Here is a 17,141-nt window from a genome sequence, read left to right on the forward strand (position 1 = left end):
ATCTTAATCACCTTGTGGATGAAATCGAGTTAGTTGAGCACATGTATCAACAAATCTGTTATGAGTAAACGCTTATTAATTGTTTCCACCCTTGATTCCAGTCAACCATTCGGTTCTTTTGCAAGACCATTCTATCTAGGACAATATCTAGTTAAATATTTTGAGGTTTGTCAGGTTGGTTTAGATTGTTCAGCTGTGAACTACACACCTTCTGTGTCGATTGGCTCAAGAAGTTTGCTTGCATATATTAAGGTACTTCAAAAGTATGTAGACGAGTTTCATCCAGATGTCGTGTATGCACAAGAAACGCTACCTGGATTGGCATCTGTTATTGCGTTGACACTTAGAAAACAGAAGAATTGCTCTGTTGTATTGGATTTTCATACTTTTTCTGCTTATGAATATTGGAGTCGCTTGTCTTCTGTTGCCAATCCATTAAAGGAATTTCTGCTCTTTATTAAGACATATATTGCTCAGGGAGTACTAGTATTATCTGGTAATCCCATTATTGCTGCAGGTGAATCAACTCCCAGGCTGATCTCACAATGGTATGGCAGGAAACCTAACAAAATTTACTGTATAGGCAATGGTGTTGCTGAAGACCTACTGAACGAACAGTTTACTCCTACTACAGACCCGTATCTAGAATTACGACCAGCCAAGATAGTAGTAGTTGTTGCTCCTAAAACTTTTCAGTTTCCAAGCAATGATATGTCTGTATTAATGGCTATCGAAGTTGCTAAACACCTTGAATCTCATCATCAAAATATTCACTTTGTGGTGATTGGTCGTGATGTTAGCGATGTTGACCAACCATTACCAGCAAATATGACTTTTGTTGGTTTCTTGCCAGAGCGAAAAGATTTTGTTAAATATCTCAAAAATGCAGATATAGGTCTTCTACCATTTCCAAAGCAAGCTGTTGCAGGTGGAGCTCGCAATAAAGCATTAGATTATTTCGCCAGCAAAAAATTAGTTATCTCAACTCCAGAGGGTTTAAGGGGGCTAGAAGAATTCCGTAATCTAGAGCATCTTATTGTTACAGGATACTCGACTGTAGAGGTGGCTGATGCCATACTAGACGCAGCCTCTAACTTGGATAAATATCAGCCACTTATAGAAACAGCATATGCTCTAATTAAGGAAAAATATTCTTGGTATGCAAAAGCACAAGCAGTTGCTGAAATTTTGCAAGAGACAGGGGCATTGCTCCCGTTACGATTGATGCATTGATGAAACTAAAGTTATTTTCAGATCCGCGTTATCTTCCTGAAGGAGTTTATCCTGTTACTCTCATCCAACCTTTTTGGTCAGAATATACAGAAAAATTTCACTTAGAAAACCGAGAGTATTATATTCCTCCTTGGGAGAAAATGATCGCTAATTATGCAAAAATAAGTGACTCTTTGTTTGAAATTACTTCGTTAAAAGAAGCAGATTTTGCTGTTTTACCTTTTGACTGGTTACACGTCTCAGGGAACACATGGACAGCTAAGACAAATAAATCAGCATATGCTTTAGCTATTGAGTTTGTCCAAATGGTTAAGCAAGCTGAAAAACCAATTATTATTTTCTATTGCGGCGATCGCTCTCATGAATACATTCCCATTCAGAATGCTTTTATTTTTCGTCAGTCCCTCATAGGCGCTAGAAGGCAGTCTAATGAATTTGTCATGACAGCACTATACGAAGACTTGGTTGAATATTATCAAGGAAATAAATTAACCATACGCCAGAAGCAAGAAAAGCCTGTTGTGGGATTTGATGGTTGTGCCGATCAAGGCAATTGGTCAATAAAGTGTAAGGATTTAATTCGTCAAGGAGTAATGCTGGCAAGTGGTGGAGAAACTTTTCCCCCCTATGAAGGACATCGCTTGCGAAATCAAGCTTTAAAGTATCTTAGCAACAGCCCTTTAGTAGAGACCAATTTTAAAATTCGCGACAAAATGGCATTCTTTGAAGCTAAAGAACCTGAGGAAAAGCTAAAAGTGCGTCTCGAATACGTGCAAAATATGGCTGATAGTAACTATATTCTTTGCTGTCGTGGTCGAGGAAACTTTTCTCTCAGATTTTATGAAACATTGTGTTGTGGACGCATTCCTATCTTTGTTGATACTGATTGTGTTCTACCTTATGACTTCAAAATTGACTGGAAAAAATATTGTGTTTGGATAGACACAAAAGACTTGCCACAGATTGCTGAGAAAGTGACAGAATTTCACAATAAACTTTCTCCTCAGGAATTTGTAGAACTGCAATATGAGTGTAGGCAAGTATGGAAAGATTGGTTATCTTATGAAGGATTCTTTGCCAACTTATGGCAGCATTTTTAGCTTTTCTCGGTAGAAGGTTCACACCGTCCCGTAAGGGCGGTGTTGGGATGAAGACTCGGAGGTGACAAAATTAAATTCAATTACTTAACAGCCCCATTTTTAGAAAGAAAATTAATTGATTCCAACATACGAGTAAGTATTGTAGGTGTGATAACTTTTATTCAATACTTGGTAGTTACAACCAAGTGAACCTTCAAATCAGAAATCGACCTAACTATTGATTTTTAAGTCATCGCATTGCTTGGAAATTTGGTGAAATTCAGCGGTGACTTCCTCTAAGTCATTTACCTTTGTTCAAGCCTGGCTTTTGATGTGTCCAGTCTGTTATCGCTTCCAACAAGTCTTCAAAGGAGAAGCCTTTCTGATTCAAAATTTTGATGATTTCCTCCATGAATTTGACAAGCGTCTCTAGACTGAAAAAATAAAAGTAATTATGAAGTTAAAGATATTTTCAGATTTTCAGTACCTGCCCAAAGCTTCACGTCCTGTTACCATACTTCAACCCTTTTGGTCTTCCCCTTCTGGAAATGATGTAGCTCCTTGGTCGAAGTCTGTAGTTCATTATGCAAATATCAGTCACTCTTTGTTTGAAATAACCTCACTAGAAAAAGCAGACTTTGCCATTTTACCTTTTGACTGGTTAGATGTTAGAGGAAATACATGGACTGCTAAAATTAATAGCTCGGTCATGTCTTTAGGGATTCAGTTTGCAGAAATAGTGAAGCAAGCAAAAAAGCCATTGGTTGTCTTTTTTGCTAGTGATTGTTCACATGAAGAAATTCCTATTAAAGATGCTTTCGTATTCCGTCAATCGCTATTAGCTTCTAAAAGGCGACCTGGTGACTTCGCCATGAATGCAGTTTATGAAGACTTGATTGAGCACTATCATGAAAATGAGCTTCCCATTCGCAAAAAAAGAGCAAAGCCCGTCGTTGGGTTTAATGGTTATGCCCACAAATCTACTTGGAATGTCAAGCTTAAGGAACTTATCCATAAGGGTGTAATGCTGAAAAATGGTGGAACATCCTTTTCATCATATAGAGGACACAAGCTACGAATGGAGGCTATAGAGTATCTAAGCAAAAGTTCAGAAATTGAGACAAACTTTGTAGTTCGAGAAAATATGGCATTCTTTGAAGCCAACGATCTACAGCAAAAGCTGAAACTACGTCTGGAATATGTACGTAATATTGTAGATAGCGATTATATTCTCTGCTGTCGTGGTCGGGGAAACTTTTCCATACGACTGTTTGAAGCGCTATGCTGTGGACGCATTCCAATTTTCATTGATACAGATTGTGTTTTACCCTATGACTTTAAAATTGATTGGAAAAAGTATTGCGTTTGGGTAGATAGTAAAGATTTACCGCAGATTGCACAGAGAGTTGTTGAGTTTCACAATAATCTTTCACCTCAAGAATTTTTAGATTTACAGTATGAGTGTCGGAAGCTATGGAAAGAGTGCTTATCCACCGAAGGATTTTTAACTAACTTTTGGCAGCATTTTCAAGAAAATACTTTCAAAATAGAGTAGATTGTTAAACAAAATTTATGAAGCGATCGCCCTACAAATTTCTGGGTGTACAAGTAGATGCACTTTCCATTCCTGAACTAAATGCGTTGATTGCAGAATCTATAGAGCGAAATGAAAAATGGATCGTTGCCAATCACAACTTGCATAGCCTTTATATTTACCATCACGACCCAAAAATGCGTGCCTTTTTTGCGAAAGCAGACTACGCCCATATAGACGGTATGCCTTTGGTTTTCCTAGGAAAGCTGTTAGGTTTTCCACTCCAGCGAGAGCAAAGAGTTACCTATGCTGATTGGGTATGGCCCCTGATGGCGGAAGCAGCTGAAAAAGGTTGGCGTGTATTCTATCTAGGCTCTAAGCCAGGAGTTGCAGAACGCGGAGCTAGTATTTTACGAGACAAGTTTGCTGATATACAGATTGCTACAGCTCACGGCTACATCAATACTCAAAAAGATAGCCAAGAAAACCTTGCTACCCTGGCAGCAATTAAGGCTTATCAACCCCATGTATTAATGGTAGGAATGGGTATGCCACGCCAAGAATACTGGATATTAGATAACCTAGAGCATATCCATGCAAATGCTATTTTGACTAGTGGAGCCTGCATAGACTATGTAGCAGGAGCCATTCCTACCCCACCTCGCTGGATGGGAAAGATGGGCTTGGAGTGGTTGTATCGTCTATTGAGTGAGCCGAAAAGACTCTGGAGGCGTTACCTAGTAGAACCTTGGTTTGTAGCTAGACTATTGTTACGGGAAATTCTCAATGCCCAATAAAAGATTAGTAACTAGGCGACAAGCCTTATGGCTGAGCCTAGCGGGTCTCACTGGCATAGGGGCGATCGCGATCGCTAAAGCTGGATATCAAAGTTACCAAATCCGATCGCTCGACAACCTTAAAAGGAACTTTAAAGTAATTAAATACACTCCTTTGAAAAAGCGTGCCGCTGCTAAAGGATTAATTTATGGAGCAGCAGCTGTTAAAGATGTACTCTCCTCGGATACTGCTTTTGCAAACCGCTTTGCTCAAGAGTGCGGCATTTTGGTTCCAAATGGAGAACTAAAGTGGTCAGCTTTGCGTCCCACTCCAAATAGATTTGACTTTACCTATGGTGATTGGTTGGTTAAGTTTGCCCGCACTCATGGGATGCTTTTTCGGGGACATACTTTAGTTTGGCATGAAAGTTTACCTCGATGGTTTAAGGAAGTTATTAACCGTCAGAATGCGGAAAAATTTTTTGTGGAACATATTGCTACTGTTACCAAACACTATGCTGGGCAAATACACTCTTGGGATGTGGTAAATGAGGCAATTGAACCAAAACATAAACGTTCTGACGGTTTGAGAAACACACCTTGGTTAAAATTTTTAGGTTTAGACTATATTGAGCTTGCCTTTCGGGTTGCAGCCCAAGCCGATCCAAAAGCTTTGATGGTCTACAACGAAACAGGGCTGGAATATGACACCCCTAGAGACGAAGCCAGGAGAACTGCGGTTCTGAAACTGCTAGAGCGTTTGAAATCTAGAGGAACACCACTTCATGCCTTTGGCATACAGTCCCATTTATTGGGTTCAGAAACCAATTTCAATCCCAAAAAACTACGAAAGTTTTTAGCCGATGTCGCCAGTCTCGATCTAAAAATTCTGGTTACTGAACTAGATGTAACAGACAAAGACTTACCAAAAGATCCTAAGATTCGCGATCGCATAGTTGCCAGTGCCTATGAAGACTATCTATCAGTTGTGCTAGATGAAAAAGCCGTGATAGCAGTATTAACTTGGGGATTGAGCGATCGCGACACCTGGCTTTCACAATATGCCCCCCGCCGGGATGGTGCGCCAGTACGTCCTTTACCATTTGACTCAAATCTCCAACCCAAGCTGGCATGGAATGCTATGGCAAGAGCGTTTGACAAAGCTCCCAAGCGTTGAATCGAATCTGCAAAACTCACATCTTCAGTGAGTGTTGTTTGTGTAGTTGTGACTGACAGTTACCAAGTACAAGATATGAACAAAGTCTATTGCCAATTACTATTAGAATTTATATGCAAATATACCCAAACATTACATCAAAATCTAAACAAAAATTATCTCAAAACCTATATTTAATTAGGGAATTTGCAATATTTATTATTGTTGTGAGTCACGTTAACTGCATATTATTTTTGGCTCTTTTAACCGAACGATTTTAGTTTAATTTAATATTAATGACGTAATTTTACAATTTTCTATAGGTTTATTGGCTTCAGCAGTGGAGCCAATAATTATTCATGAATTATTGCATGAGAAAAATAAAATATTTCTTGATTCTATCAGTGAGTTCAATAGATTTGAATCTTCAAAGAGTAAACAACTAGAACAAAGGAGAGTTAGAATTTATGGATTCTAAATTTGTATCCATAGCCAATTTCAAACCTGATTTGAGGTCAGCGAAAAGCACAAGAATACAAAGAGGATTAGCTATCAGGTTATTTCGGATAGCAACACTGATCTGTTTAGATGCATTTGCACTGACATTAGCATGGAGTCTAGGAGTATTTTATGGGACTCCATTAGAATCACCCTGGACAAACCAAAAATCTTTTTTAATACTTACTCTCGCTTTGGAAATAGGTATTATTGCTACAAAGGGTCTCTACAAAGCAGGCATTCATCGGCGCAACTATATTGGTCTGCTTAAAACAATCTCACTATCAAAGGTATTTTTGTTATTTATCGCTTTCCTTTACGAACCCAATCACTATGTTTCTCGCTCAACTTATCTAATTTTTTGGTTTTTGTCTGTAACTTTTATCTGTAGCGAACGTTATCTATTTGATGTTATTACCAAACTGCTGCGTAAAAAGGGGGCAATTCGTCATCCCATTTTTTTGATAACTGAAGCAGAAGAAAAAGAAAATCACACCCATATAATAGAACGAGAAAGTTGTTACACCATACAAGGAATAGCCGACTCTAGTTGCCTAGATCTCCTTAAACGTGAGGCCACTTTTGAATACCTTCGCCGGCAGGGAATCGTAGAAGCTTTTGTTTCTTGGAGCGCTATTAAGAATCGTCTGTATGTTTGCTGGCATTTCCATACTGCTGGTATTACTCTGCGAATTTTGCCAACCAAAAGTGAATTTCGTCACCCAAAATCTATATTTTGGATGATTGGTGAAGTTCCCTGCATGACAATTCCAGCACCAATTATCACTGGAAGTGATTTTTGGGTGAAACGGTGTTTTGACCTTTGTTGTTCTGTAATTTTGCTATCTATACTTTCTCCTGTTTATTTGTTGATTGCTTTGCTAATTAAATTAGATTCTCCTGGGCCTGTCTTCTTCAGACAAGAACGAATCGGTTTACATTGTCGGAGGTTCAAGATTTGGAAATTCCGGACAATGGTTGCAAATGCAGAAAAGTTGCAAGCTTCCCTAGAAGCAAAGAATGAGATTAAGGACGGCGTCCTCTTTAAAATGAAGGATGACCCCCGCGTAACCCGAGTTGGCAAATTCTTGCGTCGCTATAGTCTGGATGAATTACCACAACTGTTTAATGTTTTTCTTGGAGAGATGAGCCTTGTTGGTCCGCGTCCTCTACCTGTTAGGGATGTAGAGAAGTTCAAAACAAAACATTTCATCCGACAAGAAGTTCTTCCTGGTATTACTGGTTTGTGGCAGGTTTCTGGTCGTTCAGATATTGAAAACTTTGAAGATGCTGTCAAATTAGATATTAATTACATTGAGAATTGGTCACTCTGCTTAGATTTAAATATCCTACTCAAAACTGTGAAGGTTGTTCTGCAAAAGACTGGTGCTTACTAAATAACTGGAAGGGATAGACAATCTGTTTAAGCGTCAATATCACGCCTCTAGAGTAACAATTGTTATTTATGCCCTAACGTGATTTTCTTTGCAATAGTAATGTTTTCAGTGTCCAGTACAGTAATTGATTGTAGAAGATGGTTAAGACTGTAGCGAATGTTATTGTAACTCATCATTGGGCCGACCCAAGAGATCCAATAACGTGGTCGGGAACCCCAAGCAATATAATTAGACGCCTTGAGAAATTAGGAGTGAATATTATTAGTATTTCTACAGGGTTTAATAAATATCAAAAAAAATTTCTTGAGTTGATCCACCGAATGGATGGTTTGGGTACTGATTACTTTGGAGGACCAGTATTTCGTAAAAAAAGTTGTGAAATCCTTCAAAGAAAAGTAAGGCATCTGGAGTGCAATAAAATTCTTCATATGGGACAGTTCAACCTTCCTGTGTCAGGATTTCCAGGATTTGAACATTATCTACTTATGGACGCTACTTCTTATACATGGCATCAATACGAGACAAAACTTTCTACTCGGAATACTAACAAAGGCCGTAAGGTTCATGAGCAACTTGACATTCACGCTTTTAATCATGTCAAGCACTTCTTTTCCTTTTCGGAATATGTTAAAGATTCTTTGATCAATCACTACAATATAAATCCCGATCGCATTACAGTCGTTGGATCTGGTATAGGAAATCTACAACCATTTTACGGAGAGAAAGACTACAGCAATGGTCAAATTCTCTTCGTTGCTTCTAATCGGTTTGAAGATAAGGGTGGACTGCTATTACTTGAAGGATTCAAACTTGCACAAAGGAAAAATCCTGAAGTCAAACTAGTCATTGTAGGTCAGGAAAATAAGAAGTATTTGAATGGCTCAATTCCTAATCTGACAGTATATGGAGAGATTAGAGGAAAACAACTACAGGATTTGTTCAACCAAGCAGCTTTATTTGCTATGCCATCTCTCAATGAGCCTTGGGGATTTGTTTATCTAGAAGCTTTAGCTTGTAAAACTCCTGTTCTTGGTCTCAATAGAAATGCTTTGCCTGAAATAACTCAAAATGGTCGGTACGGTTTCTTAGTTGATGAACCAACACCTACAGCAATTGCAGATGCAATTTGTCATGCTTTTTCTCATCCTGATAAATTGAGGACTATGGGAGAGGAAGGTCAGAAGCATTGTCTAGAAAAATTTTCTTGGGAAAAAACTACCATCAAAATTGCTAATGTGATGCTGGGAATTCCTTAATTAGACCAACCAGATCGTTATCCTCTACAAAAAATGGATGGATGATAACTACGAGGGTTAAAGGGATATCCAATTGTTTGGTGTATCAGCAACTACTTTCCAAACATTCTCTGAATTCAGTATTTGCAAGTGTTCAAGTTTGGATAGGTGAGGAGAGATACAGAGCAGGGAGAGCAGGGGAGGGAAAATCTCCCCCTGCTACTGCTACTTCCGCCTCAGAAGCTTTCTCTCCCCACAGCGCGACACAGGTAGCACGGTTATAGGGATAAACAGATACTAAATCAGTACACCATTGTTACAAGTGCCTCTTGTGACACTACTTATAGCGAACACTCTGGAATAGTTTTAACTGATACTCCATAATTGTGTTCAGCAAGTATTGACAATCAAACCCTAGCAATGTATCAAATTCCAACTAGATAGTATTTGCGAAAGCATTTCAACTTTTAGAACTGTTGCTCTTCTTCATAAAAGAAAAGTTCTGCTAAAAGTGTAAAACCAATCAGCCAAAGAAAGCAAAACACCGAAAATAAGAGTATTCCTGTCATCGGTCTCACCTGTACCTTTTTACTTTTGTTGTTAATATCTGCTCAAAAAATTTTTCCAAAACTCTGGCTGCATATATTGAACATTAGTGCTGAAATTATTGGCGCACATCCAGTTGGAATTGCAATCCATCATTGCCATCTACAGACTGAGCTGGTTGGAAGATAATTGGTTGAATGCTTGGCGAACGTGGATTGTTAACTCTCTGTAGTTGAATTTGATCGCTGATTTGCCACACACCTAGGTAGGAATCTACATTTTCCCCAATATTATTTACGATTGGGCTAGTAATGTTTTGACTTTGAATAAAAAATCTTGCAAAGTCATTCTCAGCTGTTCTATTATTTATTCCGGTCAGCGAATCACCAGATAAAGTGTATTGTTCTCCCTTGGAGCTTGGATCTGTCTGTGACTGAGCTCTGACTGTCTTACCTAAGCCAGTAATAGCCGCAATAACAACCAAAGCAGCAACAATCTTGGCGTTCATTGTGGTATTCCAAACTCTATATATATTTGTAATATAGCTGTCTTAGCTATTGTTTAGATTTAAAATTATTTTTAACTTATTCTAGTGATATCCAATAGAAAAATAGTATTTTTATACACAAGTTTTATTAAGTATTGATTCTTTTTAACTAAAAAAAATGCAAATTGCAGCTGTGTATACTTAGTAATTAGTAAAAAGTAAAACTCAAAATTAACTAAGCAACCCTTACATAGAGACAAATATTTAGTCAAGATCAGAAAATAAATTTCATCACTAAGCGAAAAGCAGCGAAGGTAGGTATTGAGCGATCGCTCTTCTGTTTGCTTGCCAGCTTAGTAGAAACCGCCATACATATTATCTACTCAGAAAAGGAAAAAGACCTCTGGCAAACCTTCTGTTTGCTGCTGCACTTCTAGACAGCACCTACTTAGATAAGGCTTCAATATTGACATTGACCCAATTCAGGCTATGAAAGCAGATTTTGCAGATGTTGAATAAGGCGTTTGGCTGGCATTAAATTCTCGGCTCGCTCTTCCTCAATGCGTGCGACAAGCTGACCATTTTTAAACAATAGCAGGGTTGGTAAGGGATGAACTTGAAACCGAGAAGCCAGGTCAGGATATTTTTCACTATCAATTCTGACAATCTCAAGTTGTTGTTTCATCTGATGATTCACTTGCTCCAATATCGCGTCCATAAGATGAGAAGGACCACACCAAGGAGCATCGAAAACTACCAACAGTGGTAATTTTGAGCTAGATAACAGCTCTTCAAAGTTTTCAAAACTTTGCTTAACTGCCATATTACTTACTGATAACATAGCATTAACCTCCGACCGGAAATTGATAAGACACAGGCGCACTAAAGCGTTACCAATATTTAGAGCGATCGCACTTCTTATTTTGACCTATTTTGATGGGTGCAGACTTTCCAGAATAAGTTTCTTCAACTAATACAAAAGCTGTCACTTGACGGTTTCATAGTCATTTTCATGTCATTTTTGGCGTTTCTTCAACACACTGGTTATTCTGTTGTGCTGCTTTGTCGGTTAAGCTTGTGAAGACAGATGGTGACATAGAAGATTGAATATAATGACACAGACCACTAGAGAGGGCAGAAGGTGGTGTATTTATGTAGACGATGTACTTTTTATACAAAATTTCCTGGTAATTATTTGAGAGCAGAACCGAAGGACAGGACAGAGTGAATGTTTATTTTCTACTAGCCAGTTGCGAATAATCTCCAAGAATATGCTGATAGACAAAAGGAAAAACGAACCTATCAACGAAATCTACGCTAACGTTAAAGAGTAAAAGCGCCTCTTTTAGAACCATCAGATCGGTCACAATTGTTGAGGAGAAAAAAATGAGGTCGTAGGCTAGCTCGAGTTCAGGAAATTGCCATGTACGAACTAGTTCAGGCTGTTTTAAACAGTGATGAGAAAACTGCTCTGCGTCATTTAGTTTCCGAGTTGAGTGCCTCAGGCAAGCGTTACTTCCTGAGAAATGAAATTTTGCAAGCTTTTGCCGACTACTGCCACCAATCCCAAAAGCCTGCCTACTTTTTCCACTCTTCTTCTTTAGGCAAATTTATCCACTATGCTCATGAAATTCTTTTAGAAGATGATAATACTTGGTTTCTTTTGCGACCGAGGATAGCCAGTCAAGAAGTATGGCGGCTATCAGCAAATATGAGCAGCTTCGAGCAGATGACACCGCAAGCGTTGCTCGATGCATGCGATCGCTTTGTCAACCGCGACCAACCCCAGCTCCTCGAAATCGACTTTCGCCCTTTTTATCAAGGTTTTCCTTCCATAGACGACCCCAGAAACATCGGTCAAGGTCTGGCATTCCTCAACCGTTATTTGTGCAGTCAAATAGCGATCGACCGTAAGTATTGGTTAGAGGTATTGTTTGATGCCTTACGTCGGCTCAGATACAACGGCATACCACTACTGACTAGCGATCGCATTCGCTCAGGTATTCACTTATGCCAACAAATCAAGCAAGCTGTCAAATTTATCGGTGAACGACACCCGGAAGAACCCTACGAAAAATTTCGCGACGAACTGCAAGCACTCGGCTTGGAACCGGGTTGGGGTAACACTGCTTCACGAGTGCGTGAAACCCTCGAACTTTTTGACCGACTCCTTGATGCACCAGAACCCCCCATCTTGGAAGCATTCGTTTCCCGTGTTCCGGCAGTTTTTCGCGTCGTTCTCGTTTCCATCCACGGCTGGATTTCTCAAGACGATGTGCTAGGAAGACCTGAAACAATGGGTCAAGTAGCCTATGTCCTTGAACAAGCTCGCAATTTGGAAAACAAACTGCGGGAAGAAATTAAATTGGCTGGTCTTGATCTACTAGGCATTCAACCGCAAGTTGTCATTCTCACCCGCCTCATCCCTAACTGCGAAGGGACGCATTGCGACCTCCGTTTGGAAAAACTTGAAGGAACTGAAAATGGCTGGATCTTGCGCGTTCCTTTCCGGGAATTCAATCCGCAAGTCACCCAAAACTGGATTTCTAAATTTGAGATTTGGCCCTATCTGGAAACATTTGCCATTGATGCCGAAAAAGAAATTTTGGCACAACTAGGAGGACGCCCAGATTTAATTATTGGCAACTACAGTGATGGCAACCTCGTTGCCTTTCTCCTCACCCAGCGGCTAAAGGTGACTCTGTGCAATATTGCCCACTCTTTGGAAAAGCCTAAATATTTATTCAGTAACCTCTACTGGCAAGAATTGGAGGAGCAATATCACTTTTCGGCGCAATTTACCGCCGATCTGATCAACATGAACGCGGCTGATTTTATCATTACCTCGTCCTACCACGAAATTGTTGGCACACCCGATAGTTTAGGTCAGTACGAGTCGTATAAACATTTTACGATGCCCCAGCTTTATCATGTTGTCGATGGCATTAATCTGTTTAGTCCCAAATTCAACCTAGTGCCACCAGGGGTAGACGAGAATATCTTTTTCCCCTACAACCAACTAGAAAACCGCGACGAGAGCCTCCGCACTACAATTAACGAGCTACTTTTTAGCCGTGAACACCCACAAATTCTTGGTCATTTAGATGACCCCAACAAGCGGCCAATCTGTGCAGTTGCTCATATGACCCCGGTGAAGAATCTCTCTGGTTTAGCAGAATGCTTTGGTCAAAGTCAAGCATTGCAACAGCATTGTAACTTAATCCTGGTTACCAACAAGCTGCATGAAGCCGAAGCTACAAAGCCAGAAGAAGCAGAAGAAATCCAAAGAATCCACAACATTATTAATCAGTACAATCTCCACGGAAAGATCCGGTGGGTAGGAATGCGCCTTCCGAAAATGGATCTAGGTGAAGTGTATAGAGTAATTGCAGATCGTCAGGGTCTTTTTGTCCATTTTGCCCGCTTTGAAGCCTTCGGACGAACCATTCTCGAAGCCATGAGTTGCGGGTTGCCAGCATTTGCCACTGAATTTGGCGGTTCGGCGGAATTAATCGAGGGTATTGAAGGTGAAGAGAATGGATTTCATATCAACCCGACGGACTTAGAAGGAACAACAAAGAGAATCTTGGATTTTATCGACCACTGTGATACTAATCCCGAACACTGGCAAGAAATATCCGAACGGATGATTCGGCGAGTCCATAACAGGTATAATTGGCAACTGCACACCAAACAGTTGTTATTGCTCTCTAAAATTTATAGATTCTGGGACTTTGTCACCCAGGAAAACCAAGAACCTCTACTTCGCTACGTAGAAACTTTATACCATCTGGTTTTTAAACCCAGAGCGGAAAAAATCCTAGAACAGCATATGCAGAGGTAAATGGTTAGTGGTTAGTAGTTAGTAGTTAGTAGTTAGTAGTTTTTCCATTAACTACTGTACGGGCGAACGTAACAGCGCCCCTACTAACCACTATCTACTATCCACAAACTAACCAAAATTCTGCCCTCAATCTCTCCCAAGCAACAGCAGTGACGATGGATAAAACAGGAAGCTCTCAACATCTAACTTATACAGACTGGACTGTGAGGGAAACCCAGTTTGACCCCGACCGGTTTCGCTCTCGAGAAACAGTTTTTACAATCGGCAATGGTTATCTGGGAACACGGGGCAGCTTTGAGGAAGGCTCTTCTCGTGCATTACCAGCGACCTTTATCCACGGTGTTTACGATGAAGTTCCGATCGTCTACACCGAACTTGCCAACTGCCCAGATTGGTTGCCATTTGTCGTGATTGTAGATGGCGATCGCTTCCGCTTTGAGCGGGGTGAGGTTTTAAGCTATGAACGGCAGTTAGATTTGCGCCAGGGTGTTCTTAGCCGCCGGGTGCGTTGGCGCAGTCCGAATGGAAAGACAGTTGACATCCACTTTGAACGCTTTGTCAGTCAAGCAGACGAACACGTTCTGGGACTGCGCTGTCAGTTAACACCAGTTGATAGTGAAAGCGCGATCGAAATCCAAGCCAGTATCAACGGTTATCCTGAAAACCAGGGTTTCAACCACTGGGAATTGGTGGATCAAAGCAAGATCGAACAAGGAGTGTGGCTGCACCTCTGCACTCGTTCCTCCCGCATTGAACTAGGTATAGCAACTAAAATCAAAGTCTCTGGAACAGAGGCTTCGCTACAAGCCACCAACCCACCAGGTTATCCTACCTTAACCGCGTCCTTCCTCGCTTCCCCAGGACAAACCGTAACGGTAGATAAGCTAGTTACAGTTTTTACTTCCCAAGAAGTTGATAACCCAGTTGCAGCGGCTTGTGAAAAACTCGCACAATTGCCTGACTACTCAATCCTGTTTGATGCTCACGCCCAAGCGTGGGATAAAATTTGGCAAAACAGCGACATCGTGATTGAGGGGGATGTCACAGCCCAGCTAGCTGTTCGCTACAACCTCTTTCAGTTGCTGATTGCAGCTCCTGATAACAATGACAAAGTCAGTATCCCAGCGAAAACACTTTCTGGATTTGGCTATCGCGGTCATATATTTTGGGATACAGAAATTTTTATACTGCCCTTTTTTATCTATACCCAACCCAAGCTAGCACGTAACTTACTGACTTATCGCTACCATACTCTCCCAGGAGCGCGACGCAAGGCAGTACATTACGGGTATAAAGGGGCAATGTATGCTTGGGAAAGTGCTGATACTGGTGATGAAGTGACACCCCGGTGGTTGCCCCCTAACGATTTTTACGGTGACGACATCCGGATTTGGTGTCGCGATCGCGAAATCCACATCAGCGCTGATATTGCTTACGCTGTATGGTACTACTGGCAAGCCACCGATGACGACGAGTGGATGCGAGACTATGGCGCAGAGATTATTCTCGATACCGCAGTATTCTGGGGTAGCCGGGTAGAGTACGACAACAACCAAGAACGGTATGAAATTCGTGGGGTGATTGGTGCAGATGAATACCACGAATTTGTCAACAACAACGCCTTCACCAACCGGATGGTGCAATGGCATCTGGAAAAAGCGCTGAAAGTCTATGAGTGGCTTCGCAACAATTTTCCTGACAAAGCAACTGAACTGGAAGAGAAACTGCATTTGACTCCAGGACGGCGATCGCGTTGGAGTGATATTATCACCAATATCTGGATTCCCTACGACGAGTCAACCGGACTCATCGAACAGTTCGAGGGATTTTTCCAATTGCAAGATATAAACTTAGAGGACTACGAGCCACGCACCAAGTCAATGCAAGCCATCCTGGGTATTGAGGAAGGCAACAAGCGACAGGTACTTAAGCAACCAGATGTATTAATGCTTTTGTACCTGATGCGACAATCACAGGAACCTCCCTACAGCCAAGGAGTCTTGCAGAAAAACTGGGACTACTACGCACCTCGCACTGACATTAGTTATGGTTCCTCCCTTGGCCCGGCAATTCACGGCATCTTAGCCTCGGACTTAGGCAACACAGCAGAAGCCTACGAAAGATTTATGCAAGCGGCATTAGTTGATCTGGAAGATGTCCGGAATAACGCTCATGAAGGGATTCATGGCGCTAGTGCTGGTGGCGTCTGGCAAGCTGTGGTTTTAGGTTTTGGTGGCATACAAATAGGGGATAATGAACCCGTAGCCCATCCCCACTTACCTCCTGGATGGACGCGCCTGAAATTCAAGTTTTTCTGGCGCGGCAAATGGCACGAATTTGATTTACGCTCAGCGAAGGAGATACAACAAAAAGTGGAAGTTACCCCCCTCGCCCCTTCTCCCGACATCCGAGGATTCATCTTCGACTTGGATGGAGTATTAACTGATACAGCAGAATATCATTATCTAGCTTGGCAGAGACTAGCAGATGAAGAAGGTTTGCCTTTTAATCGTCAAGCTAACGAAGCATTGCGGGGTGTATCTCGTCGAGACTCACTTATGTATATCCTTGGGGAAAAACAGTATACAGAAGAACAAATTCAAGAGATGATGGATCGCAAGAACCGTTACTATGTGGAATCCATCCAAAATATCTCGCCAGAGGATTTGTTACCTGGTGTAATTACCTTGCTTGATGAATTAAAGCAAGCTGGAATTAAGATAGCCCTTGGCTCTGCCAGCAAAAATGCTCGTCCCGTTGTCGAGAAACTGGGTATTGCTAACCGTATAGATGCGATCGCCGACGGTTACAGTGTCCAAAAGCCAAAGCCTGCTCCTGACCTATTTTTGTATGCTGCTAACCAACTAGGACTCGAACCAGCCCAATGCGTAGTTGTAGAAGATGCAGAAGCAGGTGTTGAAGCTGCTTTAGCTGGTGGGATGTGGACAGTGGGACTTGGACCAGCATCGCGAGTCGGAGCAGCTCACATTGTCCTACCCAGCCTAGATGGCGTTCATTGGACAGATCTGCGCGCCAAATTGAACAATGTGGCTATGCAACAGCAATAAGGGGCGTATAAATTGGTGAAATATACCTCTTGTGGGGTGGGCATCCTGCCCGCCCCACAAGAGGTATACGGGCGAGACGCCCGTCCCACAATTTTTCTAAAATCTGATTTTTGTCATAGTTTTCATAATCAACTAAATCCCCGCAAGGGGACTAAAGCGCCGAATCAAGATAAGTAGAACGAGGTGAAAAAACCAAACTATGTAAAGATAAGTAAATACATAGAATGCGTCTACAAAGGTAACAGCGATATGGGTAGCCGTTTAAGGGTATTTCTGACTAAAGAGCAA

Annotated in this window: 11 protein-coding genes; 9 read left to right on the top strand and 2 right to left on the bottom strand. The window is 41.2% G+C overall.

Annotation, left to right across the window (positions count from 1 at the left end):
- The first annotated feature begins 60 nt into the window (after nt 1-60).
- From HXY43_RS23250 to HXY43_RS23280, 7 genes are all read left to right on the top strand, one after another.
- A complete protein-coding gene (locus tag HXY43_RS23250; RefSeq protein WP_290888441.1) occupies nt 61-1,233 on the top strand; it encodes a glycosyltransferase in 1,173 nt (390 codons plus the stop codon).
- Nucleotides 1,233-2,333: an exostosin family protein gene (locus tag HXY43_RS23255; protein ID WP_290888444.1), complete on the top strand. Its 1,101-nt coding sequence runs from the start codon at nt 1,233-1,235 to the stop codon at nt 2,331-2,333. Before HXY43_RS23250 ends, HXY43_RS23255 begins: the two co-directional genes overlap by 1 nt.
- Nucleotides 2,334-2,766: 433 nt before the next feature.
- Nucleotides 2,767-3,867, top strand: a complete 1,101-nt coding sequence (locus tag HXY43_RS23260; RefSeq protein WP_290888447.1) for an exostosin family protein — start codon at nt 2,767-2,769, stop codon at nt 3,865-3,867.
- Nucleotides 3,868-3,884: 17 nt separating this feature from the next.
- Nucleotides 3,885-4,643: a WecB/TagA/CpsF family glycosyltransferase gene (locus HXY43_RS23265; RefSeq protein WP_026735599.1), complete on the top strand. Its 759-nt coding sequence runs from the start codon at nt 3,885-3,887 to the stop codon at nt 4,641-4,643.
- Nucleotides 4,633-5,799: an endo-1,4-beta-xylanase gene (locus HXY43_RS23270; protein WP_290888452.1), complete on the top strand. Its 1,167-nt coding sequence runs from the start codon at nt 4,633-4,635 to the stop codon at nt 5,797-5,799. Before HXY43_RS23265 ends, HXY43_RS23270 begins: the two co-directional genes overlap by 11 nt.
- Before the next feature lie 446 nt (nt 5,800-6,245).
- Nucleotides 6,246-7,673: a sugar transferase gene (locus tag HXY43_RS23275; protein WP_290888454.1), complete on the top strand. Its 1,428-nt coding sequence runs from the start codon at nt 6,246-6,248 to the stop codon at nt 7,671-7,673.
- Between the two features lie 137 nt (nt 7,674-7,810).
- Nucleotides 7,811-8,929 (top strand): glycosyltransferase family 4 protein, encoded by a 1,119-nt coding sequence (locus tag HXY43_RS23280; protein ID WP_290888457.1) that lies wholly within the window; start codon nt 7,811-7,813, stop codon nt 8,927-8,929.
- Nucleotides 8,930-9,572: 643 nt separating this feature from the next.
- Here the strand turns inward: HXY43_RS23280 and HXY43_RS23285 are convergent.
- Both HXY43_RS23285 and HXY43_RS23290 read right to left on the bottom strand, forming a co-directional pair.
- Complete coding sequence (locus HXY43_RS23285) at nt 9,573-9,962, bottom strand: hypothetical protein (protein ID WP_026735595.1); 390 nt, start codon at nt 9,960-9,962, stop codon at nt 9,573-9,575.
- Between the two features lie 466 nt (nt 9,963-10,428).
- The gene (locus HXY43_RS23290) at nt 10,429-10,764 is read right to left on the bottom strand and encodes a thioredoxin domain-containing protein (protein ID WP_026735594.1); all 336 of its coding nucleotides are present in this window, start codon (nt 10,762-10,764) and stop codon (nt 10,429-10,431) included.
- Nucleotides 10,765-11,364: 600 nt separating this feature from the next.
- Between HXY43_RS23290 and HXY43_RS23295 the strand changes: the two genes are divergently transcribed.
- Nucleotides 11,365-13,785 (top strand): sucrose synthase, encoded by a 2,421-nt coding sequence (locus HXY43_RS23295; RefSeq protein ID WP_290888462.1) that lies wholly within the window; start codon nt 11,365-11,367, stop codon nt 13,783-13,785.
- A 155-nt stretch (nt 13,786-13,940) separates the two neighbouring features.
- Nucleotides 13,941-16,853 (top strand): beta-phosphoglucomutase, encoded by a 2,913-nt coding sequence (gene pgmB / locus HXY43_RS23300; protein WP_290888465.1) that lies wholly within the window; start codon nt 13,941-13,943, stop codon nt 16,851-16,853.
- Nucleotides 16,854-17,141: the final 288 nt, after the last annotated feature.

It is taken from the genome of Fischerella sp., assembly GCF_013388695.1.
Lineage (GTDB): Bacteria > Cyanobacteriota > Cyanobacteriia > Cyanobacteriales > Nostocaceae > PCC9605.

Excerpts from the sequence above, each read along its gene's own strand:
- HXY43_RS23275 (WP_290888454.1), top strand. The coding sequence starts at position 6,246 with ATGGATTCTAAATTTGTATCCATAGCCAATTTCAAACCTGATTTGAGG.
- HXY43_RS23255 (WP_290888444.1), top strand. The coding sequence starts at position 1,233 with ATGAAACTAAAGTTATTTTCAGATCCGCGTTATCTTCCTGAAGGAGTT.
- HXY43_RS23270 (WP_290888452.1), top strand. The coding sequence starts at position 4,633 with ATGCCCAATAAAAGATTAGTAACTAGGCGACAAGCCTTATGGCTGAGC.
- HXY43_RS23295 (WP_290888462.1), top strand. The coding sequence starts at position 11,365 with ATGTACGAACTAGTTCAGGCTGTTTTAAACAGTGATGAGAAAACTGCT.
- pgmB (WP_290888465.1), top strand. The coding sequence starts at position 13,941 with ATGGATAAAACAGGAAGCTCTCAACATCTAACTTATACAGACTGGACT.
- HXY43_RS23285 (WP_026735595.1), bottom strand. The coding sequence starts at position 9,962 with ATGAACGCCAAGATTGTTGCTGCTTTGGTTGTTATTGCGGCTATTACT.
- HXY43_RS23290 (WP_026735594.1), bottom strand. The coding sequence starts at position 10,764 with ATGGCAGTTAAGCAAAGTTTTGAAAACTTTGAAGAGCTGTTATCTAGC.
- HXY43_RS23250 (WP_290888441.1), top strand. The coding sequence starts at position 61 with ATGAGTAAACGCTTATTAATTGTTTCCACCCTTGATTCCAGTCAACCA.
- HXY43_RS23280 (WP_290888457.1), top strand. The coding sequence starts at position 7,811 with ATGGTTAAGACTGTAGCGAATGTTATTGTAACTCATCATTGGGCCGAC.
- HXY43_RS23265 (WP_026735599.1), top strand. The coding sequence starts at position 3,885 with ATGAAGCGATCGCCCTACAAATTTCTGGGTGTACAAGTAGATGCACTT.
- HXY43_RS23260 (WP_290888447.1), top strand. The coding sequence starts at position 2,767 with ATGAAGTTAAAGATATTTTCAGATTTTCAGTACCTGCCCAAAGCTTCA.